This window comes from Cupriavidus sp. FW305-46, from assembly GCF_058787075.1.
The window spans coordinates 38745-63061 of sequence record NZ_JBYSZI010000023.1 but is presented as its reverse complement, the minus strand read 5'-3'; the positions used below and the strand labels follow the sequence as shown (position 1 = coordinate 63061).

The window sequence follows — 24317 nt, the reverse complement described above, 5'->3', positions numbered from 1 at the left end:
CTATTTTAAGCGGAGATTCACGGATGCTGCAAGCGCTTCCTGGCAACGCTCGCCCCCTCACCCCTTCGCAGCGGCCCGCGGGCCGCTGCTGGGCGGAACCGCTCCCTCACGATCCCAAGTGAATCACGGCCGCGCTGGGTACCCAGCGCCCCGTCAGAACGTTTTTCTCTTTACATGCCAAGCGACGCTCGCACTTGACGTCGTAGCAGATGCAAAACCGATCGTGAATGTAGTAGGTGATACGGCCGCGATATACGGCCTGGCATTCGCTGCCTCTCGGTTGGTCGCTGTCAATACAATTTCGCTCTTAGACGGGGTATAGCTCAAACCATGCTTCACCGTCATGGCAGATGCATCTGCAGCTGCCATTGCCTCGCCACATCCCTCGGTAGCGAACCCTAGGTTGCCTTCAACCCTGGCGAATAGCGTAGATATCCGCAGCCCCCCAGTATCATTTCGACTCACGCCGTTGCTACTGTCACCATCCGCCGACTCAATGATTGCCATCGTGGCAGGCGAGCCCGCCCCTCGAGCCAGCGTGTTCTCGTTAACCTGGAAGCGTGTGCAGCCAGCGAAATCGATCCCAAACCGTCTAAAGAATGAAATCGTACAGTGCACCAAGAATCCCGAGGCCACGCCCCGCAGCCTGATGCAATCAGCTCCGGCACCGTTCGAATGGTTCAGTGCTGAAATAAAGCCAATCTTGAGATTTCTCGTGGGGTCGCCGTTGTCAGCCAAATTGACATCCAACGCGGGATTAGATCCCCCCCCGCGAAGCGCGCGACTTGATAGGTAGCACCCACCGTTGATCTCGACGCAGTCAACCCCACGTAGCACAACGGGGGCATCACAATAGTCAATAACCACTCCCCCAGTGATTGTTACCAAATCAGTTCCCTGCGAATAGATGCCAGTTGCACAGCCGATGGCGACACCGCCATTGATAACCAGACCAGCAGAATAAGGGCTGTAGTCACCGTCATCATTAACCATGTACGCCGTATTCTTCCAATTACAGCCTATAAGCTGCGTATTGACTGTCCTGACACGATAGACCCCCTTGTTACCAAACGTACCGTCAAAGGAACATCCAACTAGCGCCCCCTCGCGCACCCCATCGAGATACACGCCGTAGTCGGCATTCATGAATTTGACGCCGACCAGCAAGAAATCATCGTATTGAGTAGTGCTGGTGCCGGTCACCCACCTGACGCCGATACCCCGTCCAGTGAATCTGCCACCGCAGATTGTCAGCTTCTTTCCGTGATCGCTTTTCCTGATAGCTCCCTTGCCTTCCATGGCACATATGATTTCGGCCCCGTATGCAATGAGCGTGACCGTCTTTCCAGTAAGGTCCACCTCCGTCAGCCTGTAGCGACCGCCGGCCGGAAACACTAACATGCCGCCATCCCTAATCCCCGCCACGGCAGCCGCGACGGCAGCAGTGTCATCGGCAACACCATCTCCCCGCGCACCAAACTTTCTTACGCTTGTCGGTTCATCCCCCGGACGATGCGACGGAGAGCGCTCCTCAGTGCCTGCGAGACTTGTTTGCCACCGGAGCAGCGAAACACCGATGCTCGTTGCAAGTCCTCCGAAAAGAATCCTCCGCCTATTACTCATATCCTGGCAACTCCACTCTCGCATCGATCAAGCTAGCTACCCGGTATCCACCAGAGCGGTATACTTCCGTCAGCTTTTCATCGCACACTAATGGAGCGATGACGGGTTCCACGTCTTTCGCTTGATGCGCAGACAGGAATTGATACAAGCGCCTCCCCCGTTGGCTCATAGCGAGAGCGCACAAGTACTTTCACGGCCGACTCGCCCTCATCAATATATCGCCGAGATCAGCAATCAGCATACGATAGGCCATCAACGTATTGCGAGCATCATCAATTCTACCGGCGATTAGCGAAAAACCTATGCGACTTAACGGCTCCAAGCAAAGAGTTACAAAAACCAACGTCCACGCAGGTATCCGCTTAAAATGTTTGAACCCGTAAAGTAAGCGGCTACGCAAAGAGTAAAACAACCGATGCCCCTTTACCTGTTGCGAGGTGCCGCCGCCAGCGTGATACGCCTGGACGTCAGCTATATACATGCTCCGGAATCCGGCTTGACGAGCACGTAGCGATAAATCAACCTCTTCAAAGTAAACAAAGAATCGTTCGTCAAATCCGTGCAGTGCCATAAATAGGTCACGACGCATTAAAAAGAAAGCTCCTATCACCTGGTCTACTTGCCTATTCGAATCGTGAGGCCATTCCACCATGGCTTGCGTCCATCGCTGCAGGCCTGGAAGGCGATTAAGTCCGGTAGCGTTGACAAAAAAAGATGCCACCGTCGGAAAACGCGAGCAACTGCGAGCCACCTGATTCTTCTCATCCACAAGTGAAACACCGACAATCCCCACGTCCGCCGCCCCAGGTTCCTTAAGGTAAGTCAAGGGTCTGAGCAACGACTCGGAAAATATCCTCGCATCCGGATTCAAGAAGAGCACAAACTCTCCCTCAGCAAGCGCCGCGCCTTGGTTGCAGGCCGCGCCAAAGCCGCGATTCCAGGTATTAACTATTACCTTTACATCAAATGGTGAATTAGACGCCACCACCTTTGCCAACGACAGAGAATCGTCACTTGAGGCATTATCGACAATAATTACCGATTTAACCAATCCGCCGTGATGCTGCACAATGCTTGTGATTGCATCCGAGAGTTGCCCTCGGCTATTCCAATTAACCAAAACAATATCAAGCATGACCGAGCCCCCCCTTTTGCCATCTGAATCGGTACGGTGTCATAAACAGCCAATACCAAAACCAGACCTGAATCCAGGTTGATAGCAACGAAAAATACTGATCCTGGAAGAACTGCATCACCAACGGGTACACCGAAGCCGAATAATAAAAGATCCAGACTCCACCGCTCGAACGCGCTCTCCTATACAACCAATAGTGCACCATCAAAAACACCGGTGGAATTAGCACGCCGATGTACGAAAAGTCTCGAAAATAAACCTCGTATACCGTATACACATTGGTTGGATCCGGTACGAACGCATATCCTTTGACCAAAGATACCGGGGCCTTATCTGAAATACCCAGGGCATATTGAAGGGACACAAACAAGCGAAACGTATTCTCCCCCCAACTTAAATCCGGATTCCATTCCACAAGTCGGGAAAATGCAAGAAACGGACCAACTACATAGCCTCTCAGGCTTTCGAGAAAAGACTCAATATTCTCCGCAATACCCTCATCCGCGGAAATCCCCTTCGCAGTCATCGCCGCTACAAATATCGATAAAGCCGCAAAGATAACCAGCGCGATGAGTAACCCACGCATACGAATTGCACCAACATTCATCAACGGAACAAGAGCCAGACACAAAAAGAACAAGATGTATGTCCGACCAGTGCTGAGATAGCAGTAACATAGACTCACCGCGACGGAAAGCCACAGGCGACCACCTCCCAAATTTGATTGGCGGTAAAGAAATATCGACACGGAGGTAGTCACAAAAGAAAGTACCCACAAGTATGCCAATATCCCATAACCCTCCCCATCCTCCGTTATCGCCGCACGGAGTTTTATATAACCCAACACAGTAAAAATGCTCTCACCATCCGCAATTTCCGTAGCTCGCCCGTAGACGAACGGGAGCGCAATGATCGCCACTAACTGCGCCAGGTCAATAAATCTACTCTTTCTCGCAATGACCCCGTGCCGCCAAACTTCTGCGCCCCCCACCCGAAGTCGGAGACAGCATGAGATCATAATAAACAACGCAAGAAGCTTTGCCGTCAAAATAATAAGGATAAATTCTACCGAAACCGAGATAAAAGTATCCCGAGACAAATAATATCCAAAGAGCAAAAAGAACCAAACGAAGAAGTAAATCTGAAATGGATTCCCGAATCCCAATTGCCGCCGACTCGCTGTCAGCAGCCCCGCCAACGTAATGAGCAACAATATCTCAAACATTCCGCCTCCTGGAATAGTATGCTAACGCGCTGGCGTCGAAAATCATGCGACCCACCCAGGCCCAAGCCGCACCATGAATACCATAGTTATTCAGGAGAAAATATAGCGCAACAACAAAAAACGGCAATTCAATCACGTGCAATGTTGCGGTCAAATTGGCTCGCCCGTCCGCCTGAATCAACGCGTAAAACATGGAGCCGATCGCATTGGCAAAGACTCCGAGACACAGCACTTGACCGATTACAATTGACTCGGAATTTAGATGGTCCTTTATCCACCATAAGAGTACCTCCGGCAGAAGCAAAGCCATTAATATGCTCACCACCGCCATTAATCCAATCATGATGTATAACCAGCGACGAAAATAGGCGCGCCACTCGCCAGGACGTTCACGCATCAACTGGCTCAAGGTTGGGAACATTACGGACGATACTGAGCTCACCAATATCAAGCTCTGCGTCACCATCTCGTACGGCAAAACATAGACAGTCACCGCTGCAGCAGAGATGACCGAGGCGATAACAAAACGATCCGCTTGGACTAAGATCGGGCTTACTATGCTACTGACCGTCACCCATCCGCCGAAAGCGAACAGTGATCGCGCGATCTTCGAAGAATAGACGCCCTTATATCCAACCCCACCAATCCGCATGCATCGGGCAGCTAAGTGATCAAATGCGAACAAGGCAAGAACCCTACTGACTACTAACGTTGCAATCAGCCACGGAAGTTGATTGGTGTAGAGGGTCACCAGATACGGCCCACCAAAATTGATTACGCCGAGTCCCGCGCGCAATAAACTAATGCCTTTGAAGTTCAGAAAGGCTTCGTTCATGCCGCGATAGGTGGCACTCATCGCCTGTGCCGGTAACGCAATCGCTAGCAATATCATGGCCGAGCGGATCTCAAGAGGGGGGGTACCATGCGCATCGATCCAAGCGTATCCACCCAGCAACGCGGTCGCCGCGACGAAACTACCACCGACCAGCCCTGTCACAAGAGTAATCCGCCGCGCTGTCGCCAGCACGTCCGGGATATCCGCTAGATCGTCTGCGCCCCGTAGACTGGATACCAACTGCGTCAGTGCACGACCGATCCCGAGATCTAGCGCACCCGCATAGCCGATCAATCCCCATGCCAGCGCCAGCAACCCAAACCGTTCGTTCCCGAGTTTCTGTATGAGTTGCGGGACCGTGACAGCGGCGACGAGTAATGGGAGCGCCAATCCAGCTAGATTCCACGAAATATGGGATAGCCGCATGATCTACCGATTTCAACCTGAGATCGAGCCTCGCAATCTCATCAGATACCATGGCATCGCCTGCTCAATGCCTGTTCTGACACGATATTTCGGATCGTAACCAATTAGATTTCTGGCTTTCACAATATCGGCCTGACTATCGCGTATATCACCAGGACGGAAGTTCCGATATCTCGGTGACTTACCATATGCAACGTCGCCAAGAGCTATTGTGCAAATACGCACAATTCTCCTTAAAGGTCAGTCCTAGGACGATCACCTTCGCACGCTTCACCGCGTTTCCAGACTGAATGATCTTCTTTACCGTCTGCTGTGCCACACACACACCGCCATGCCATCATTGATGCAACTACCGGCCAGAATGACTTGCGGGTGATAGCCCAGCATCTCAGCCTTGTGGGTCAGGTCCGGACAAATGGATGTTCTGGCGTCTTCTCTTGTTTCAAGAATTATCGGCGGTGCTGGCAGCGTCAGAGAGTATTTATGTGCGGCACCACATATAAGCATTTCTTCGGTGCCGCATCGACGCCGCCATCGACCCACGGTCAGCAAGGTATGTCCGCGCGAAAGTCCAGTAGCAAGTTAATGCCAGGCGGTCCGCACGTTGGTGCTTCGCCCAGATGCCGGGGCCATAGCTATCTACGCGCAATTCTTCACTAACGCGACATATTTTGCTCATATATGTCTGGATTCGATCAGGAAACGCTCCAGCAAGCCCGGGGCAGCGGATCAGCCATTCGGCTGAACCACAAGCACAACTCGCTATAAGTTCCCCGTCCGGGCGAGCCCCTTACAACGATGAAAATCCGTACACTCTGTCGTAAAGAGAACTAAGAATCCCCCACATGTGCCATGGCGGTAGCGCTGGCCGTGCACGCGCTCGTTCTTCAAGCTATTGAAGAAGCTTTCGCTGGGGGCATTGTCCCAACAATTCGCTTTGCGACTCACCGAGCAGACCATGCCATAGCCAGCAAGCTTGGCCTAGAAGGCTTGGCGGCCGCGGTCGGAGTGGTGGATCAGCCCCGGCGCCGCAGCGCCGGCTTGCCAGAGGCCGCTCACGGCGGGGGGCAACAGCCGTTCAGCCTTTCACGCACACCACCTGCCGCAATGTGTGCACGATCTCCACCAGGTCAGCCTGCGCCGCCATCACCGCGTCGATGTCCTTGTACGCCATCGGGATCTCGTCGATCACCGCGGCGTCCTTGCGGCATTCGACCCCCTCGGTCGCATGCACCTGGTCGGCCACGGTGAAGCGGCGCTTGGCCTCGCTGCGGCTCATGGTGCGCCCCGCGCCGTGGCTGCATGAGCAGAACGATTCCGGGTTGCCCTTGCCGCGCACGATGAAGGAGCGCGCGCCCATCGATCCCGGGATGATGCCCAGCTCGCCCACGCGCGCACTGACCGCGCCCTTGCGCGTGACCAGCACGTCGGCGCCGAAGTGGTGTTCCTTCTGCACGTAGTTGTGGTGGCAGTTGACCGCCTCCAGCCGCGCCTGGAACGGCCTGCGCAGCACGCGCTGCGCCGCGGCCAGCACCGCCTCCATCATCAGCTCGCGGTTGCGGCGCGCGTAGGCCTGGGCCCATGACACGGCGAAGATGTAGTCCTCGTAGTGCGTGGAGCCTTCGACCAGGTAGGCCAGGTCGCGGTCCGGCAGGTTGGCGAGGTGCTTGCGCATGTCCTGCTGCGCCAGCGAAATGAAGGTCATGCCGATAGCATTGCCGACGCCGCGCGAGCCGCTGTGCAGCATGAACCAGACTGACTGGGCCTCGTCTAGGCACACCTCGATAAAGTGGTTGCCGGTGCCGAGCGTGCCCAAGTGATTGCGATGGTTGGTGCGCGCCAGGTGCGGATACTTGTCGGTGATGCGCTGAAAGCCCGGCGCCATTTCGGCCCATGCCGCGTCAACGGGCGCCGGCGCCGAGCCCCAGGCCCCCTGGTCGCGCCGCCCGCCTTGCGCGGTGCGCCCGTGCGGAACGGCGTGCTCGATCGCGCTGCGCAGCGGTCCGAGGTTGTCGGGCAGGTCAGCGGCGGTGAGCGAGGTCTTCACGGCCATCATGCCGCAGCCGATGTCCACGCCCACCGCCGCGGGAATCACCGCGCCCACGGTCGGGATCACCGAGCCGATGGTCGAGCCCTTGCCCAGATGTACATCCGGCATCACCGCAAGATGGCGGAAGATGAACGGCATCCGCGCCGTGTTCAGCAGTTGCTCGCGGGCAGCGCCTTCCACCGGGACGCCGCGCGTCCACAGCTTGACCGGCTTGCCGGCGCCGGTGTCCAGCACGTCATAGTGGCGCTTGTCCGTCATGGCCGCCCCTGGCTTTGTCGTCGCGGATTGCAGGTTAGACGGCCAGGGCCAGTCCAGGATTCCCTGCCGCCCGACTCAAGCCAACAGGAAGCTGCCGAAGGCGCCCAGGTCGACATTGCCGCCCGAGATGATGACCCCCACGCGCTTGCCCTTCACATCTAGCTTGCCGTGCAGCACCGCGGCGGCGGCCAGGCAGCCGGTGGGCTCAGCCACGATCTTCATGCGCCCGGCGAAGAACTTCATGGTGTCGACCAGTTCCGCATCCGACACCGTGACGATGTCCGTCACCAGTTCGCGGATCACGGCAAAGGTGTGGTTGCCCAGGAACGGCGTCTGCGCGCCATCGGCGATGGTGCGCGGAGTGTCGATGCGGACGATCTCGCCGCTGCGCAGGCTGCGCTGGCCGTCGTTGCCGGCCTCGGGTTCGACGCCATACACGGCGCAGCCGGGCGACATCGCCTGCGCCGCCACCGCGCAGCCAGACAGCAGCCCGCCGCCGCCCAGGCACACCACCAGCATGTCCAGCGGGCCGGTTTCCTCGAACAGCTCCTTGGCGGCCGTGCCCTGCCCCGCCATCACGTGCGGATGGTCATACGGCGGGATCAGCGTCATGCCGCGCTCGGCGGCGATGCGCCGGCCCAGCGCCTCGCGATCGTCCTGGTAGCGGTCGTACAGCACCACTTCGGCGCCGTAGCCGCGCGTGGCCTCGATCTTGATCGCGGGGGCGTCCTGCGGCATCACGATCACCGCCTGCACGCCCAGCAGCCGGGCCGACAGCGCGATCGCCTGCGCATGGTTGCCCGAAGAGAACGCCAGCACGCCACCCGCCTTCTGCTGCGGCGTGAACTGGGCGATGGCGTTGTAGGCGCCGCGGAACTTGAAGGCGCCGATGCGCTGGAAGTTCTCGGCCTTGAAGAACAGCTGCGCGCCGGTGGCCGCGTCAGCGGTGGCGGAAGTCAGCACCGGGGTGCGGTGGGCCGCCGCGCGAATGCGTTCGTGGGCGGCAGCGACGTCGTCGAAGGAGATAGGCAGGGCGGTCATGGCGGTGGCAAGGAGGCTGGGACCGGCCAGTTTACCCGCCCCGGGGCCACCTTGCAGCCACGCCGCCCCGGCGTGGCGCTATGCCGCGGCCAGCCTGTGCGCCGCGCGCCGCTGCGTGGCCAGCGTATCGGCACCCCGGTGCGAGGCGCCGCCTTCGCCCGGCAGGCGGAAGAACGCCACCACCTCAGTGAGCTCGCGGCCCTGCTCTTCCAGCGCGCGCGACGCATTGGCAGCTTCACTCACCAGCGACGCGTTCTGCTGCGTCACCTGGTCGATCTGCACGATGGCCTGGTTGACCTGCTCGATGCCGCGGGTCTGTTCGGCCGACGCCGTGGCAATCTCTTCCACGATGCCGGTCACGCGCGCCACCGCCTGGGTCACCTCGGCCATGGTCTGGCCGGCCTCTGCCGCCAGCGACGCACCGTCGTGCACCTGGCGTCCCGACGCCTCGATCAGGTCCTTGATCTCCTTGGCCGCGCTCGATGAGCGCTGCGCCAGGCCGCGCACCTCGCTGGCCACCACGGCAAAGCCGCGGCCCTGCTCGCCTGCACGCGCAGCCTCAACCGCCGCGTTCAGCGCCAGGATGTTGGTCTGGAAGGCAATGCCTTCGATGATGCCGGTGATCTCGGCGATCTTGGACGAGCTGGCACTAATGTCCTGCATCGTGCCGACCACGCGCTGCACCGTGGCGCTGCCGCGCTGCGCCACGGTGCAGCGCTGCGCGCCAGCTCGCTGGCCTGGCGGGCGTTGTCGGTATTCTGGCGCACGGTCTCGGTCAGCTCTTCCATGCTGGCCGCGGTTTCTTCCAGCGACGCCGCCTGTTCCTCGGTGCGGCTGCTCAGGTCAGCGTTGCCGCGCGCGATCTCGCTGGTGCTCACGGCAATATTGCCGCTGCCTGCACGCACCTGGGTAACGGTGGCGGTGAGGCGCTCGTTCATGTCGCGCAGCGCGGCAAGCAGGCGACCGGTCTCGTCATCGCGATCGACCTCGATGCGCGCGCCCAGGTCGCCGCTGGCCACGGTGCCGGCCACATCCACAGCTTGCTGGATCGGCCGCGTGATGGCACGCGTAATCAGCAGGCCGCCAACGACGGCGATGGCCGCCGATACCATGGAAATCAGGATCAGCAGGTTGCGCTGGCGCTCATAATCCGCCTCCAGCCTGCGCTCCATCTCCTTCTGGCGCGCCAGGGTGAACTCGGCGTAGGCGTCGGTCGCCTTGATCAGCGCCGCCAGCAACGGGCGGCATTGCTTGTCGATACGGGACACGGCTTCCTCGATCTTGCGCTCCACCGCCAGGCCGACGATGCCCGTGGCGACCGGGCCGTACTGGGCCTCGACCTTCACCACATCCTCCACCAGCTTGCGCGCGTCGTCGCTGATGCCGGACTGGCGCACCATCTCGGTCAGCCGCGCCAGCCGGGTCTGCACGTCCTGGTGCGCGCGCAGGGCCTCGGCCTTCTCGCGCTCCAGCTCGCCCGCGTCGGTCACCAGCACCAGGTTGCGCGCCGCGATGGCACGCCGGTCCACCGCGCTGCGCACCTGCGCGGCCATGTCAGCGCGGGCATTCAGCCCGTTCAAATAGTCATTGAAACCTGCGGTCGCATCGCCGAGCGCATGCAGCGAATACGCCGACACCACCAGCACCATGCCCGCCAGCGTGCCGAACCCGGCCAGCAGCCGCGTGCGGATAGACAGACTCCTGAAATTCATGATCGCTCCCCTCACCGTCCAATAAGACGTATGCGCTTCGTTCGTTATGGATCCATCTTGCATGCCCCACGGCGGCATGCCACTGCGCGCCCGTTCCTGCTGGTCGGCCCGGCGTCCGCGATCTGGCCGGGGGTACTTTGCCCTGGCCACTTTCCGGCGTATCCGTGCTCTTTGTTGCGCTGGCTAACGGACGCGACGGGCCGAACTGATCCCTACCAGAGAGGGGCATGGAGTCGCCAGCAGGAGGAATGGTCGCATAGAGTGCATCAACAATCACAAGTGAGCCAATGACAACGCTGGGATGTCGCGAACAAGGCACAGTCACTTCGGCCAGGCGGCGACTGCGTCGCCAGGACATGGCAGCATACGGAGCCCGTGTCCCCAGGAACGCCCCATGCTGAACGGATTCGATGCACTGGTTGAAAAGTCGATGGCCGATTGGAAGATCCCCGGGCTTGCGCTGGCCGTGATCCGCGACGGCGAGCCTGTCCTGATGCGGGGCTACGGCGTCCGCGACAGCGCCGGACCAGCACCGGTGACAACGGCCACGCAGTTCATGCTGTGCTCGATCACCAAGTCCTTCACCGCCGCCGGCCTGGGCCTGCTGGTGGACGAGCGCAGGCTCGACTGGGCCACGCCCGTGCGCGACCTGATCCCGGGATTCCGGCTGCACGATGCCGTCGCCACCGAGCGCATCACGTTTCGCGACCTGCTCTGCCACCACAGCGGCATGCCGCGCCACGACTGGCTCCATACACCGGGTGACCTTGATACCAGCGAGCTGCTGGCACGGCTGTGCCACCTGGCGCCCAGCCGTGACCTGCGCGAACGCTGGCAGTACCAGAATCTTGGCTACGTGATCGCCGGCCATGTGGCCGAGCGCCTCAGCGGCCAGCGCTGGGAGGACTTCACCGAGGAACGCCTGCTGCGCCCGCTCGGCTTCTCACGCTTCGGTTTCTCCGCCGAGGCCCTGGCCGCAGCTCCCGACCACGCGCACCCGCATACGATGGTTGCAAGCGAGTGCTTGCGTGCAAACTGGTCCTCCATTGTGAAACCGGCCGGTGGCCTCGCCACCTCGGTGGAGGACCTGACGAAATGGATGCGCTGCCTGCTGGATGAAGGCAGGGTTGGCGGGCGAGCGCTGCTATCGCCGGCGATCGTGCGCGACATGATGACGCCAGGCGTGCATATCGGCATGTCGGAGTTCGCGGAAGTCGGCGATCAGCATTACGGCCTTGGCCTCACGGTCGAGCAATACCGCGGCGAGCGCACGGTCTCGCACTCCGGCAGCTGGCTGGGCTGGGCGACGCTGATGACGCTGATGCCATCCAGGCGCATCGGCATTGCGGTGCTGACCAACCGGGCACCCAGCGCGGTGACCGCGCTGCTGACGTATGCGGCCCTGGACCAGTTGTGCGGGCACCCGCCCATCGACTGGTTCACCCGCATGCAGGCCCGGCGCCACGAAATGCTCGCGCAGCTGCAGATCAACCAGGCGGCACGGCAAGCGCGGCAGCATACCGGCACCAGCCCCAGCCATCCGCTGCAAGATTACGCGGGCGACTACTCGCACCCCGCGTACGGGCAGGTCACCATCGGTGTGGCTGGCGATACGCTCTCCTGGCGCTGGCGCGGCATGGCCGGCCAGCTCGCCCATCGCCACTACGATGTGTTCAGCACCGCCGAAAAGCCCGCCGAGATCTATCCCGACAACCTGGCCCTCACCTTCCTCTACAACCGGGAAGGCACCATTGACCGCATTGCGGCACCGCTGGAGCCGCTGGTCGACGATATTGTCTTCCACCGCATGGCAAGCGGCGACGCAACCACGGCCGCCTTCCGCGCACGCTGCGTCGGCGAGTACCGGCACAGCGTGCAGCGCATCGAGGTCGCACTGGATGCGGCCGGGCACCTGCACATGACCATTACCGGGCAACCCCGCTACCACCTGCTGCCGTCCGAGGGACGGACCTTCGAGATCGTGGAGTTGCCCGGCTGGCGCGTGGAGTTTCGTGCGCCGGCAGAAGGCTGCGTCGACGCGCTGGTGTTTTGCCAGCCGAACCGGACGTTCCTGGCGTTGAAGGCTGAAATCGACCTCCTTCATGGGGGTGCAACATGACTTGCGCACGTGGAGGAATGGGGACCGACTGACGCGCAGGTTGCCGCGCAGCCGGCCCTGGCCATGGAGCGTGAGCGCCCGATGCTGGCGATCGTTGCGGCAAGGGCCGCGCCGGCGTCGCCCCGACCGCCCCTGCCGACGGTCAGGCCACCGCCGCCGACGACACGCCCTGCCCCGCCTGCGCACTGCGCCGCGCCAGCAAGTCCAGCGCCACATCCACGATCATGTCTTCCTGCCCGCCCACCATGCGCCGCCGGCCCAGCTCGACCAGGATGTCGACCGTGCCCAGGCCGTAGCGCGCCGCGGCGGCCTCGGCATGGCGCAGGAAGCTGGAATAGACCCCGGCGTAGCCCAGCGCCAGGGTCTCGCGGTCGACGCGCACCGGGCGGTCCTGCAGCGGGCGCACGATGTCGTCGGCGGCATCCATCAGCGTGTAGAGGTCGCAGCCATGCTGCCAGCCCAGGCGCTCGGCGGCGGCGATGAAGACTTCCAGCGGGGCGTTGCCAGCGCCGGCGCCCATGCCGGCCAGGCTCGCGTCGATGCGGTCGCAGCCCTCTTCCACCGCGACGATGGAGTTGGCCACGCCCAGGCTCAGGTTGTGATGGGCGTGCATGCCGGTCTGGGTTTCCGGCCTGAGCACGTCCTTGAAGGCGCGGAAGCGCTCGCGCACGTCCTGCATGCCCAGCGCACCGCCGGAATCGACCACATACACGCATTGGGCGCCGTAGCTTTCCATCAGCTTCGCCTGCTGCGCCAGCGCCGCGGGCGTGGTCATGTGGCTCATCATCAGGAAGCCAACGGTGTCCATGCCGAGTTCGCGCGCATATTCGATGTGCTGGCGCGAGACATCGGCTTCGGTGCAGTGCGTGGCCACGCGCACCACGCGCGCGCCGGCGTCGTAGGCGGCGCGCAGGTCGTGCACGGTGCCCACCCCCGGCAGCAGCAGCGTGGCCACGCGCGCATGGCGCACGGTCTCGGCCACGGCGGCGATCCATTCCAGGTCGGTATGGGCGCCAAAGCCATAGTTGAAGCTGGAGCCCGACAGCCCGTCGCCGTGCGCGACCTCGATCGAATCCACGCGCGCGGCGTCGAGCGCGGCCGCGATGCGGCGCACGTGGGCCAGGCTGTACTGGTGGCGGATGGCGTGGCTGCCGTCGCGCAGCGTCACGTCCGAGATGTAGAGCTTCTTGGTGGGTTGTGCGGTCATCGTTGTCTCCCTGCGGCTCATGCGGACAGCCGGGTCTCGGCCAGGCGCTCGGCGCAGGCCAGTGCGGCGCTGGTCATGATGTCGAGGTTGCCGGCATAGGCCGGCAGGTAATGAGCGGCGCCCTCCACTTCCAGGAAGATCGAGGTCTTGAGCCCGCTCATCGGTCCCAGGCCGGGGATATTCAATGGCGCCGACGCGGCGATACGCTCGAACTGCACGCGCTGCTTGAGCCGGTAACCCGGTACGTAGCCCTGCACTGCCTGCGCCATCGCTTCGACGCTCGCCGCAATTTCCGCTTCATCGCCGTCCTCCGACAAGGTGAAGACCGTGTCGCGCATCATCAGCGGCGGTTCCGCCGGGTTGAGCACGATGATGGCCTTGCCGCGCGCGGCACCGCCCACCGAGCACAGCGCCTGGCTGGTGGTCTCGGTGAACTCGTCGATATTGGCGCGCGTGCCCGGCCCGGCCGACCTGCTCGAGATCGACGCCACGATCTCGGCGTAGTGCACTCTGGCCACGCGCGACACCGCCGCCACCATGGGGATGGTGGCCTGGCCGCCGCAGGTGACCATATTGATGTTGGGGGCGTCCAGGTGCTGGTCCAGGTTGACCACGGGCACCACGTACGGGCCGATCGACGCCGGCGTCAGGTCGATCACGCGCACGCCGTGCTGCTGCAGCACGCGGTTGTGGTGCGCATGGGCACCGGCCGAGGTGGCATCGAAGGCGATGTGGATATCGCCGAAGCCCGGCATGCCGACCAGCCCGTCGATGCCCGCGGCCGTGGTCGGCACGCCCAGGCGCGCGGCGCGGGCCAGCCCGTCCGACGCGGCATCGATGCCCACCATGGCGCCCATCTCCAGGCTCCGGCCGTGGCGCATCACCTTGATCATCAGGTCGGTGCCGATATTGCCGGAGCCGATGATGGCCACCTTGTGGCGGCAGCTTGCTTTCATGTCCATGTCGTTGTCCTTTTCGCGTGGGCGTCAGCGGCCCAGTTCCATGGCGGTCTTGCCGCCGATGCCGAACTGCGCCTTCGGCACCTCGGTGATCATCACGCGCACGGTTTCCACCGGCGCGCCCACCGCTTCGACCGCGGCATCGGTGAGCGCGCGGATCAGGCGCGCCTTCTGTTCGTCGGTACGGCCTTCGATCAGGAAGACCTGCATGATTGGCATGGTGTGTCTCCTTGCTACGCGGTTCAGGTGAAGCGCATCGATACCGTGCCCAGGTGCTGGTAGCGAACAGTGATGTTGTCGCCGGCCGCCACCGCGATGGCCTCGGTCACGCCGCCGGTCATGATGAAAGTGCCCGCCGGCAGCTCGCGCCCGCGCGCCCCCAGCATGTTGGCCAGCATGGCGACGCTGTTGGCCGGATGCCCGAGCACCGCCGCGCCGGCGGCGGTGGCCACCACCTCGCCGTTCTTCTCCAGCACCACGCCCAGGTTCTTCAGGTCCAGCCCCTCGGCGCCGCGGTGCGTGCCGCCCACGACGAAGCGCGCCGACGAGGTGTTGTCGGCAATCACGCTCTTCAGGTCGAAGCGGAAGTTCTCGTAGCGCGAGTCGATCACCTCCACCGCCGGCACCACGAAGTCCGTCGCGGCCAGCACGTCGCCGATATGGCAGCCTGGCCCCTTGAGCGGCGCCTTCAGCACGAAGGCGATCTCCGCTTCCACCTTGGGGTGGATCAGCGTGCCGGTATCGATGGCCGCGCCGTCCATGCAGGCGCCATAGTCGGTGAGGAAGCCGTACACCGGGTCGCTCACGCCCATCTGGCGCATCTTGGCGAACGAAGTCAGGCCCATCTTGAGCCCGGCGATACGGGTGCCGCGCGCCTCCTTGCGCGCGCGGATGGCGTCCTGGATGGCGTAGGCATCGTCCCAGTCCATGTCCGGGTATTCGTCGGTGATCTTGCGCACCGCCTCGCGCTGCAGCTCGGCGTTCTCCAGGTGCTCGGCGAGCCGGGCAATGGTGTCTTGTGTCAGGTTCATGGCTTGTCCTGCGCTGAATTGGAAAAAGGGTCGGGTTCAGACGAAGCGCACGCCGGCCGAGCCGATGCCGCCCAGGCTGATGCGCAGCTGGTCGCCGGCGGTTACGGGCACCATCGCGGCAAGAGAGCCGGACAGGATCACCTCGCCCCGCTTCAGGCCAATGCCCAGCCGGCCAAGGGTATTGGCCAGCCACGCCACCGCATTGACGGGATGCCCGAGCGCGGCCGCGCCGGCGCCGGTGGCGACGATCTCGCCGTTCTTCTCCAGCGTCATGCCGACCGTGCCCAGGTCCACGCTGCGCGGGTCCACCGCGGCATCGCCCAGCACGAACACGCCTGACGATGCGTTGTCAGCCACGGTGTCCTGGATGCGGATCTTCCAGTCGCGGATGCGCGAATCGACGATCTCGAAGCAAGGCAGCACATAGGCGGTGGCGCGCAGCACGTCGGCATTGGTCACGCCCGGCCCCTCCAGGTCTTCCTTCAGCACGAAGGCAATCTCGCCTTCGGCCTTGGGCGCGATCAGGGTGTCGGCGGGAATCGCCGCGCCGTCGGGGTAGTCCATGCCGGACAGCAGGTGGCCAAAGTCGGGCTGGCGCACGTCGAGCATGTCCATCACCACGCGGCTGGTCACACCGATCTTCTTGCCGACCACGCGCTCGCCGGCGTCGAGCCGGTGCTGCACCATCGCCAGCTGGATGCGGTAGGCATCGTCGATGCTCAGCTCCGGCCACGATTCGGTCAGCGGCGCCACCGGGCGACGGGAGGCCAGAGCATGGTGCAGGCTGGCGCCGATCTCAAGGATAAGTTCGTTATGCATGACGGAACCTCACAGGCGGACGCAGACGTTGCGCAGCTCGGTGTAGAACTCGAGCGAATGGACACCGCCCTCGCGGCCGATGCCGGACTGCCTGGCGCCGCCAAAGGCGGTGCGCAGGTCGCGCAGGAACCAGGCATTGATCCAGCAGATGCCAACGTCCAGCGCGCTGCCCATGCGGTGCGCGGTGCCGAGGTCGCCGGTCCAGACCGTGGCGGCCAGGCCGTACGGGGTGTCGTTGGCCAGCGCGATGACTTCCTCTTCGGTGTCGAACGGGGCGATATGGCAGCAGGGCCCGAAGATCTCCTCGCGGATTACGGCGGCGCTTTCCGGCAGGCCGGTCCAGATGGTGGGCTGCACCCAGGCGCCTTCGGCCAGCGCCCCCGGCATCTGCGGCACGCCACCGCCGGTGACCACGGTCGCGCCGGCCTCGGCGGCCTTGCGGTAATAGGACAGCACCTTGTCGCGATGCTCGTGCGACACCAGCGGGCCCATGTTCACGCCGGGCTCGCTGGGCCGGCCCAGCTTCAGGCCCTCCGCCTTCGCCTTCAGCGCGGCGACAAAGCGCTCGAAGATCGGCCGCTGCACGTAGACGCGCTCGGTGCCCAGGCACACCTGGCCGCTGTTCTCGAACGCCGAGCGCATGATGCCGGCCACGGCCTTGTCGAAGTCCGCATCGGCGAACACGATGCCCGCGTTCTTGCCGCCCAGCTCGAACGACACCGGCCGCACGCCGTTGGCCGCGGCCTTCATGATGGCCTCGCCGGTGCGGGTCTCGCCGGTGAAGGTGATGCCGTTGACCTGCGGGTGCGCGGTCAGGAACGCGCCGGCCGAATCCGGGCCAAAGCCGTGCACCACGTTGTAGACGCCGGGCGGCACGCCGGCCTCGTTCATCACCTCGCCCAGCAGCGTCGCGGTGGCAGGGGTCTCCTCCGAGGGCTTGACCACCACGGTATTGCCGCAGGCCAGCGCCGGCCCGACCTTCCACGTCATCAGCAGCAGCGGCAGGTTCCACGGGCACACCACGCCGATCACGCCGCGCGGGCTGCGCACCGCGTAGTTGATGGCCTTGCCGCCATCGGGCGTGTCCATGGCAAAGCTCTCGGTCGGCACGTTGCGGATCAGGTCGGCAAAGACCTTGAAGTTGGCCGCGCCGCGCGGGATGTCGATATGGCTGGCCAGCCCGAAGGGCTTGCCTGTATCGGCAATCTCGGCCTGCACGAATTCGTCGAAGCGGCGGTTGATGCCGTCGGCCACCGCGTGCAGCAGCTCGACCCGCTGCGCGACGGTCATGCGGCCCCAGGGGCCGTGCAGCGCACGGCGCGCGGCCTGTACCGCGGCGTCGACCTCGGCCTGGCCGGCCTCGTGCACGTGGCCGATCACGCTGTTGTCGGCGGGGTTCCGGTTCTCGAACGTGCGTGCGGTGCCGACCCACTCACCGTTGATGAAGTTCTTGAAGTCTTTCATGTTGGTTCTCTTGAGTTTCAGCCTCTTCGATTGAGCCAGGGCGGGGACTCAGGTCAGCACATTCAGGAATGCTTCGTTCAGCTTCCTGTCGTGGTAGAAGATCGCGCGCCCGAGTTCGTTGTCGGTCCAGGTGATGGTGGGCTTGTCCGGATAGTGGATATAGCCGCCGGAGAAGACCTCGTTGCGGTTGCCGGAGGGGTCGAAGAAATAGATCGTCGCGCCGCGCGTGATGCCGTGGCGGGTCGGGCCGATATCGAGCGAGACGTCCTTCTTGGAGATGATGTCGGCCGCCTTCAGCACTTCGCTCCAGTTGTCGAGCAGGAACGAGGCGTGGTGGAAGCGGTTCTTCTCCGGGTGGCGGATAAAGGCGATGTCGTGCGCCTTGTTGGAGCAGGTCAGGAAGGCGCCGATCAGCATTTCGCCGTCCGGCCCCGCCACCACCTGCTCGGCCAGCGAGAAGCCCAGCACTTCGCGGAACAGCCTGACCGTGCCGTCGACATCGTCGCCGTACAGCAGGCAGTGGTCGAAGCGGCTGGGCGCCATGCCGCGCAGGTCGTCCGGCCAGGGATCGGGGTTGAGGTCGCCGGTGTTGCAGCCGAGCTTGTCCTTGTCGGCGAACAACTCGATGGCATGGCCGGTCGGGATGGTGAAGCGAAAGCGCACGCCGGTGTGCGGATGCTCGCCGGCGGGGATCCACTGGCAATCGGCGGCCAGGCCGGATTGCTCCACCTCCCGCGCCAGCCGCTCCAGCGTGTGGCCGCTGTCGACGCGGAAGCCCATGTAGTCCATGCCCGGGCTGTCGGCCTCGCGCAGCACCACGCTGTGATGGTCATGCTCGTCCCAGGCCTTCAGGAACACCCGGCCCTGCGCATCGCGCGCGGTTTCGATCAAGCCGAGCACCTCGGTATAGTGTTTCAGCGCCGGCTCCAGCTCCAGCACGCGCAGGGCCACGTGCCCCGGTCGCAATACGCCTGTCAATGCCATGATGGGTCTCCTGGTGTGGTGGTGGCGTTGTGTGGGTGCCACCTTCTTTGCTTGTGCTTCGTTCGCTTGCTACCGGCCCTGCTCGCGCCGCCACTGCTTTTCCAGGCAGCGCTGCAGCAGGGCCACCGGCTGCAGCCGGATATCGCTGTCCGGATAGGTCTTGCAGGCCAGCACCAGTCCGTCGCGCTCCTCCGCTTCGGACAGGCAGGCCCGGCTGACCTTGCCGGCGTGGTAACGCCCGGCCTCGATGCGGACCTTGCACACGCCGCAGCCGCCGCCGCGGCAGCCGGCGGGAATGCCGCGCCGGCCCAGCACTTCCATGGCCCGCAGCAGGTTCTGCTCCGGTGCGCACGGATAACGCAGCCCGCTGCCGGCGATCTCGACGGTATGCATGGCGCGCCTCCCTCAGATCTTGAACAGCGGGCTGCGCGCGCTGTTCTGCGCATCGGCCGCGGACAGGAACTTCTCGGTGTGGATGTCCGCCTCGAACAGCCGCCCCTGCATCAGCGTGCGGATACACGCTTCGATCATCGGCGGCGGCCCGCACAGATAGGCTTTGTGGCCGCGGAAGTCAGCGTTGCCGTCCTCGTTCCCGTTCGCGTAGAGCTGGCGCAGCACATCGTGCACGTAGCCGCGCGCGCCGTTCCAGCCGCTGTCTGCGGGTTCGTCCGACAGCGCCGCCACGTAGCGGAAGTTGGGGTGGGCCTGCGCCAGCGCCTGGAACTCCGCGTCGTAATACAGCTCGCTGCGGTTGCGCGCGCCCTGCACCAGCGTGATCGGCAGGGTTTCGCCGGCGGCCAGCAGGTCCAGGATCATCGCGCGCGGGCTCGACAGGCCGGACCCGCCCGCCAGGAACAGCATCGGCACCTGCGCCGACTTGCGCACGAAGACGCGGCCATAGGGCGCCGAGAACGATAGTTCGTCGCCGACCGCCAGCTGGTCGTGCAGGTAGCCGGTGGCCTGCCCGTCCGGCACGCGCCGCACGTGCAGCTCGACCAGGTCGTCGCCCGGCGCGTTGGCCAGCGAGAACGCGCGCGGCTGGTCGCAGCCCGGCACGTTCAGGTTGACGTACTGACCGGCCTGGAAGGCCGTGCGTCCGCCATCCTTCACACGCAGCCAGATGCCCAGGATGGTGGGCGTCAGGGCGCGCGTCTCGACAACTTCGGCGCGATAGTCGGCCAGCGGCAGGCCCAGCGCATCGGCGTCTTCCTCGATGTCGGCCTCGATCACCAGGTCCGACTGCGCGGTCGCGCAGCAGGCCAGGCACTGGCCGTTGTCGCGCTCGAAATCCATCAGCGCGAAGCTGGAGGCCTCGCCCTGCTCGACCTCGCCGTCCACCACCTGCACCTTGCAGGTGGCGCACAGCCCGTGGCAGCAGGCATGGGGCAGCCACACGCCGTTGCGCAGGCACGCGTCCAGCACGGTCTGCCCGGGAGCGATGGGGATGGTCTGCCCGATCGGTTCAATCGTCAGCGAATACATCTTGGTCTCCTTCCGGTGGTGCGTTCGACCATGCGCCTCAGCTGCGGCTGCCGCCGATGCCGTCCAGCCCCGGCGTGCGGAAGCGGATCACGTCCTTGTGGCCCAGGCCGTTCTCTTCCAGCGAGCGGTCCAGGTCGGGCTGCCAGGGCTGGCCGCCGCGCAGCCACTGCACCTGGCCCCAGTCGATGCGGGCAAAGTCGGGGTGGTAGCCGTAGACGCCGGGCAGCACCTTGTCGACCACGTCGCGCAGCGGCATGGACGGCGGGAACGGGAAGCAATGCGGCGCGCAGAACAGCAGGTGGCCGTCCCAGCCGATATAGAGCAGCCGGTTGCCGTGGAACACGGCCTCGCGGTCGGCCGCCTCGAAGGCGTAGTCGCCGATGGATACGACGGGCATGGTTGTCTCCTTGTCTTGTGATGGGGGCCGCTTCAGGCGGCGTCCGCGGCAGGCCCGATGCCCTTCCACGCGTTCCAGTTGCGCTGGTCCTGCGAGCCCTCGAAGTCCAGGTTGTCAGCGCCCGGGTCCAGCCGGTACCACTTGAGCACGTCCTCCAGCGTGGCGCCGCCGCAGTTGCCCTGGTAGATCTGGTGCACCGGCAGCCAGGCCTGCGCGTACTTGGCGGGCTCGTCGTCGAAGATGTCTTTGCAGCCGTCCGAGCAGAAGTGGAACTTCATGCCGTGGTAGCTGCTCTCGCGGTAGCAGGTCTGGGTCGGGTCGTCCGGCTCCGAGAACACCATCGGGATCTGGCAGGTCTGGCACAGCATCGGCAGCGTGGCGTTGTAGAAGCGGTCGCCGGCCTGCTGGCGCTCCTGCCAGTGGTCCAGGCGCGGCTTGTAGTAGCGCTCGAAGGTCTGCGGATACTTCTCGGCCAGCCATGCCATCTCGTCGGCCTTGGGCACCCAGGTGTGGAAGCCGGCCGCGCCCGCGTAGTTGTAGAAGGTGGCCCAGGCCTCGTGCGTGATGCGGTCCTTGGTCTGGGTGGCCACTTCGTGGTACTTGGGCATGCGCAGGCCGTAGCGCTCCAGGTCCTTGAACAGCGCCCCGCCCGCCTGCTCGAAGTACATCTCCCAGGCCTCGGCCCACGACATCACGCGCTTGGGCAGCATGTAGTCCATCATCATGCCGACCAGCGTGAGCAGGCGGAAACCGCGCCAGAACCACTTGTCCAGCCACTTCTGCAGGATCGGGATATTGCCGGGATCCTGCTCGCACAGGAACTTGACCACTTCCAAACCAAGCGTCATGTGGCGCGACTCGTCGGACTGCGCGGAGAAGCCGAAGGTCACCGTGGCCATGTCGCCGTTGTAGGCGGCGCCCGACATGAACGGCATGAACAGCAGGTTGGTCAGCACATACTCGAACGAGAACGAGATCGCGGTGATGAACTCGAACGGCCCCGCGCTCATCGCGTCCTCGAAGTAGGACTTTGGCACCGACAGGTACCAGACCCGGTCGTGCATGTGGCGCCATTCGCCAAAGCCGTGGAAGTACTTGTTGTAGACCGACAGCGTGTGCAGCTGGGTCTGGGCATGGCGCAGCTCGTCGACCGACTGCATCTGCGCCGCCACGCGCGCGCCGGCGCCGCGGAAATGCCGGCCCAGGTGCGCGTAGCCGCGGTGGGCGGCGTATTCCAGCGGCGTCACGCCGGTCAGGAACAGCCGCAGCGCGTTCAGGTAGCGCGGATCGGATACGTTCAGGTGGCCGTTGTTCTGCACGAACGAGTCGATGATCGCGTACAGCTTGCGCTCCTTCTCCGACTGGTATTTCCAGTAGGCATCCATGGTCATGCGGAACGGGTCTTCCCATTTGTCCCAGTCGTGGATGCGGATGCCCTCGTACTTGTCGAACGGGAAGACCTTGTCCATCGGCTCGTAGGTCGTTTCCCAGGCCAGGTCCCGCGTCATCGAGGCGTACTTCTCGCGCAGGTTGAGCTTCTTGCGTGCGTCCATGATGTCTCCGTGATGTTCTCTATGCCGCTGCCGGGTCAGGCGTTCCAGCGCAGCGTGAAGGCGTCTTCGTCCTCGTCGATGTTTCCGCACAGCGAGATCAGGTTCAGGTGGATCTCCTGCAGGTCCCAGTCGCGGCCGAGCTTGCCGGCCACCAGTTCGCGCACGATGGTCAGGTGGCCGGGGGCGTCGATCTTGACCATGGCGGGGAACTGCGACACCAGCGCATGCGGGTTGGCTTCAGTGATGGCGTCGATGATGGGTCGGGTGTCGTCGTTGTTCTGCAGGGCGATGTAGACGTTGGCAGCGGTGGCTGACATGGCGTGTCTCCGTGGGGTTCGTTGTGGGCGGATCAGGCAGCCAGGCCGAGCTTGCCCAGGCGGACTTCGAACTGCTCGCGGCACAGCGCCACCATCTGCGCGCCGTCTTCGCCGGTGAGCGCATCGGCCACCGGCACCAGCGCCTGCGCCACCTCCGCGCAGGCGGCGCGCGCCCAGCCGGACAGCAGCACGCGGTTGGCATCGGACTCGGCCGCTGCGGCCTGGATCACGGCATCGACCCAGCGTGCGTGCTCGTCGCGCCAGTCGTTCATGAATTCGGTCAGCACCGCCAGCCCGGTGCCGCAGGCGCGCGCGATCACCGCGTCGGCATGCTGGTAGACCAGCGGGTAGAGCAGCCCGTCGAGCACCAGGTTCTGGGCGACGAAGGTCTCGAACCAGTCCCCGGTGACAAAGGTGTGCTCGACAAAGCGGCGCAGCGGCTGCCACGCGGCGCTCTCCAACCAGGCCACCCTGGCACGCTCCAGCGCCACGCCGGTATTGCCGTCCAGCAGCATGCCGATGCGCGACAGGTATTGGGCGATACCCAGGCGGTCCATCGCGCAATAGGTGCAGGCCTGCGTGATGGCCGTGCCCCAGCCATAGTCGGCGCAGTAGAAGTTGTTCATGTTGGCGCCCCACTCCACATGGCGCAGCGGCAGCAGGCCGGTGGCCAGGCGTTCCTGCCATTCGGCCGGCAGCGCCTGCAGCAGCCCGCGCTTCTCGACGAAGGCAAAGCTCTTTTCGGTGGCATCCTGCTGGCGCCCGCGCGCGGTCACGTAGGCGCCGTAGTAGAACTGGCGCGGGTCCTTCAGCGCGTACCAGTCCTGCATCACGATCGCCGTGCGGCGCTTGTCATACAGCGCGAAGCCGGGGTCCCAGGTGGGGCGGTAGTGGAAGTTCACCTCCGACTGCACGTCGTAGGTCGCCTCCTGGTAGCGCGACGCCGGCTTGTCGCCGAAGCGGCGCGCGACATGGCCGTAGGTCTGGCGCAGCGGCTGGATCTGCTGGGTCTTGATATCGACTTGCATCGCTTGGTCTCCTGTATCCCTTCTCTCTTTGTGATGCGGTGGCTGCGGCGTCAGTCGTCGGCTTGCGGCTGCGGCGCGGCTTCCAGCGGGGGCAGGAAGCGCACGCGGTTGACGCAGCAGAAGGCTTCGAACATCGGCTCCGGCATGATCAGTTCGACGTTGAGCTCCGGGTCGGCCACGCTGAAGGCGAACTGCACAAACCCTTCGGGGGTGCGGCCCTCGACCCGCACATAGCGCGGCGTGGCTTCGAACAGGGGAACCGACGGGGTGTTCATGGCGCGCTCCTTTGCGTTGGCTGGACGCAGGCCTTACTGCGAAGACCGTGCCAGCGAGCGCGAAGCGTTGTGGGACAAGGGTTGCGGGGAATTGGCGATGACGAGCGTGCGCGTTAACCCGGAAAGGTCCGCGCGAAACCTGTCGATGAATTGATGAAGCTGTCCGCAAGCCTTGATCAAATGATCAAAAGCCGCGCCGGGCGGGCGTTTGCGGGCAGCGAGCCAATGCGGATGGGATTGCCCTGCGGCGCAGCAGCGTGCCTGGGCAAGCTGGGTGAGAAGACTTGATCTGGCAGGGAAAAATCGCTGGCGCGGTGCAGCATCGGGCAACTTCGGGCCGATGCGCGGCCGGGCGGGGCTGCATCAAATGATCAAGG

21 protein-coding genes and 4 pseudogenes are annotated in these 24317 nt (G+C 63.8%); 2 read left to right on the top strand and 23 right to left on the bottom strand.

Features of this window, described 5'->3' with window-relative positions:
* Window positions 1–153: 153 nt before the first annotated feature.
* From AC3WON_RS13570 to AC3WON_RS13530, 9 genes and pseudogenes are all read right to left on the bottom strand, one after another.
* Window positions 154–1401: a hypothetical protein gene (locus tag AC3WON_RS13570; protein WP_492352020.1), complete on the bottom strand. Its 1248-nt coding sequence runs from the start codon at window positions 1399–1401 to the stop codon at window positions 154–156.
* Between the two features lie 412 nt (window positions 1402–1813).
* Window positions 1814–2758, bottom strand: a complete 945-nt coding sequence (locus AC3WON_RS13565) for a glycosyltransferase family 2 protein (protein WP_492320684.1) — start codon at window positions 2756–2758, stop codon at window positions 1814–1816.
* Window positions 2751–3983 carry an O-antigen polymerase gene (locus AC3WON_RS13560; RefSeq protein WP_492320683.1) on the bottom strand — a complete coding sequence of 411 codons (1233 nt, stop codon included), beginning with the start codon at window positions 3981–3983 and terminating at the stop codon, window positions 2751–2753. Before AC3WON_RS13560 ends, AC3WON_RS13565 begins: the two co-directional genes overlap by 8 nt.
* On the bottom strand, window positions 3976–5244 hold the full coding sequence (locus AC3WON_RS13555; protein ID WP_492352019.1) for a flippase: 1269 nt from the start codon (window positions 5242–5244) through the stop codon (window positions 3976–3978). The genes AC3WON_RS13560 and AC3WON_RS13555 overlap by 8 nt, the downstream gene beginning before the upstream one ends.
* Before the next feature lie 205 nt (window positions 5245–5449).
* Window positions 5450–5649, bottom strand: a pseudogene (locus AC3WON_RS13550) (nucleotide sugar dehydrogenase); the annotation flags it as partial.
* Between the two features lie 450 nt (window positions 5650–6099).
* Window positions 6100–6276, bottom strand: a pseudogene (locus tag AC3WON_RS13545) (IS3 family transposase); the annotation flags it as partial.
* Window positions 6277–6322: 46 nt separating this feature from the next.
* Window positions 6323–7552, bottom strand: coding sequence for an RtcB family protein (locus AC3WON_RS13540; protein WP_492352018.1), 1230 nt, complete (start codon window positions 7550–7552; stop codon window positions 6323–6325).
* A 75-nt stretch (window positions 7553–7627) separates the two neighbouring features.
* Window positions 7628–8593 (bottom strand): threo-3-hydroxy-L-aspartate ammonia-lyase, encoded by a 966-nt coding sequence (locus AC3WON_RS13535; RefSeq protein ID WP_492320680.1) that lies wholly within the window; start codon window positions 8591–8593, stop codon window positions 7628–7630.
* Between the two features lie 78 nt (window positions 8594–8671).
* Window positions 8672–10305, bottom strand: a pseudogene (locus AC3WON_RS13530) (methyl-accepting chemotaxis protein).
* Window positions 10306–10699: 394 nt separating this feature from the next.
* On the opposite strand from AC3WON_RS13530, the gene AC3WON_RS13525 reads away from it, so the two are divergent.
* Window positions 10700–12424: a serine hydrolase gene (locus tag AC3WON_RS13525; RefSeq protein WP_492352017.1), complete on the top strand. Its 1725-nt coding sequence runs from the start codon at window positions 10700–10702 to the stop codon at window positions 12422–12424.
* 6 nt (window positions 12425–12430) lie between these two features.
* Window positions 12431–12529 (top strand): annotated as a pseudogene (locus AC3WON_RS13520) (SAM-dependent methyltransferase); the annotation flags it as partial.
* Between the two features lie 37 nt (window positions 12530–12566).
* Here the strand turns inward: AC3WON_RS13520 and dmpG are convergent.
* The 14 genes from dmpG to AC3WON_RS13450 form a co-directional block, all read right to left on the bottom strand.
* Entirely contained in the window at window positions 12567–13631 is a 1065-nt protein-coding gene (gene dmpG, locus AC3WON_RS13515) for a 4-hydroxy-2-oxovalerate aldolase (RefSeq protein WP_492320677.1), read from the bottom strand.
* Window positions 13632–13648: 17 nt separating this feature from the next.
* Window positions 13649–14593, bottom strand: a complete 945-nt coding sequence (locus AC3WON_RS13510) for an acetaldehyde dehydrogenase (acetylating) (RefSeq protein ID WP_492352016.1) — start codon at window positions 14591–14593, stop codon at window positions 13649–13651.
* A 24-nt stretch (window positions 14594–14617) separates the two neighbouring features.
* Entirely contained in the window at window positions 14618–14836 is a 219-nt protein-coding gene (gene thmT, locus AC3WON_RS13505) for a 2-hydroxymuconate tautomerase (RefSeq protein WP_492320728.1), read from the bottom strand.
* The gene (dmpH, locus tag AC3WON_RS13500; protein ID WP_035816275.1) at window positions 14833–15621 is read right to left on the bottom strand and encodes a 2-oxo-3-hexenedioate decarboxylase; all 789 of its coding nucleotides are present in this window, start codon (window positions 15619–15621) and stop codon (window positions 14833–14835) included. The genes thmT and dmpH overlap by 4 nt, the downstream gene beginning before the upstream one ends.
* Window positions 15622–15657: 36 nt before the next feature.
* Window positions 15658–16440: a 2-oxopent-4-enoate hydratase gene (gene dmpE / locus AC3WON_RS13495; protein ID WP_492352015.1), complete on the bottom strand. Its 783-nt coding sequence runs from the start codon at window positions 16438–16440 to the stop codon at window positions 15658–15660.
* Window positions 16441–16449: 9 nt separating this feature from the next.
* A complete protein-coding gene (locus AC3WON_RS13490; RefSeq protein WP_492320674.1) occupies window positions 16450–17904 on the bottom strand; it encodes a 2-hydroxymuconic semialdehyde dehydrogenase in 1455 nt (484 codons plus the stop codon).
* Between the two features lie 48 nt (window positions 17905–17952).
* Window positions 17953–18888 (bottom strand): catechol 2,3-dioxygenase, encoded by a 936-nt coding sequence (locus AC3WON_RS13485; RefSeq protein WP_492320673.1) that lies wholly within the window; start codon window positions 18886–18888, stop codon window positions 17953–17955.
* A 69-nt stretch (window positions 18889–18957) separates the two neighbouring features.
* Window positions 18958–19281: a 2Fe-2S iron-sulfur cluster binding domain-containing protein gene (locus AC3WON_RS13480; protein ID WP_492352014.1), complete on the bottom strand. Its 324-nt coding sequence runs from the start codon at window positions 19279–19281 to the stop codon at window positions 18958–18960.
* Window positions 19282–19293: 12 nt separating this feature from the next.
* Entirely contained in the window at window positions 19294–20370 is a 1077-nt protein-coding gene (locus AC3WON_RS13475; protein WP_492352013.1) for an NADH:ubiquinone reductase (Na(+)-transporting) subunit F, read from the bottom strand.
* Window positions 20371–20407: 37 nt separating this feature from the next.
* Window positions 20408–20767 carry a phenol hydroxylase subunit P4 gene (locus tag AC3WON_RS13470; protein WP_010810417.1) on the bottom strand — a complete coding sequence of 120 codons (360 nt, stop codon included), beginning with the start codon at window positions 20765–20767 and terminating at the stop codon, window positions 20408–20410.
* Window positions 20768–20799: 32 nt separating this feature from the next.
* Window positions 20800–22320: an aromatic/alkene/methane monooxygenase hydroxylase/oxygenase subunit alpha gene (locus AC3WON_RS13465; protein ID WP_492352012.1), complete on the bottom strand. Its 1521-nt coding sequence runs from the start codon at window positions 22318–22320 to the stop codon at window positions 20800–20802.
* Window positions 22321–22355: 35 nt separating this feature from the next.
* The gene (locus AC3WON_RS13460; RefSeq protein ID WP_492320668.1) at window positions 22356–22637 is read right to left on the bottom strand and encodes an MmoB/DmpM family protein; all 282 of its coding nucleotides are present in this window, start codon (window positions 22635–22637) and stop codon (window positions 22356–22358) included.
* 32 nt (window positions 22638–22669) lie between these two features.
* Window positions 22670–23665: an aromatic/alkene monooxygenase hydroxylase subunit beta gene (locus AC3WON_RS13455; protein WP_492352011.1), complete on the bottom strand. Its 996-nt coding sequence runs from the start codon at window positions 23663–23665 to the stop codon at window positions 22670–22672.
* A gap of 50 nt (window positions 23666–23715) precedes the next feature.
* Window positions 23716–23940 (bottom strand): phenol hydroxylase subunit, encoded by a 225-nt coding sequence (locus AC3WON_RS13450; RefSeq protein ID WP_013952185.1) that lies wholly within the window; start codon window positions 23938–23940, stop codon window positions 23716–23718.
* Window positions 23941–24317 lie beyond the last annotated feature (377 nt).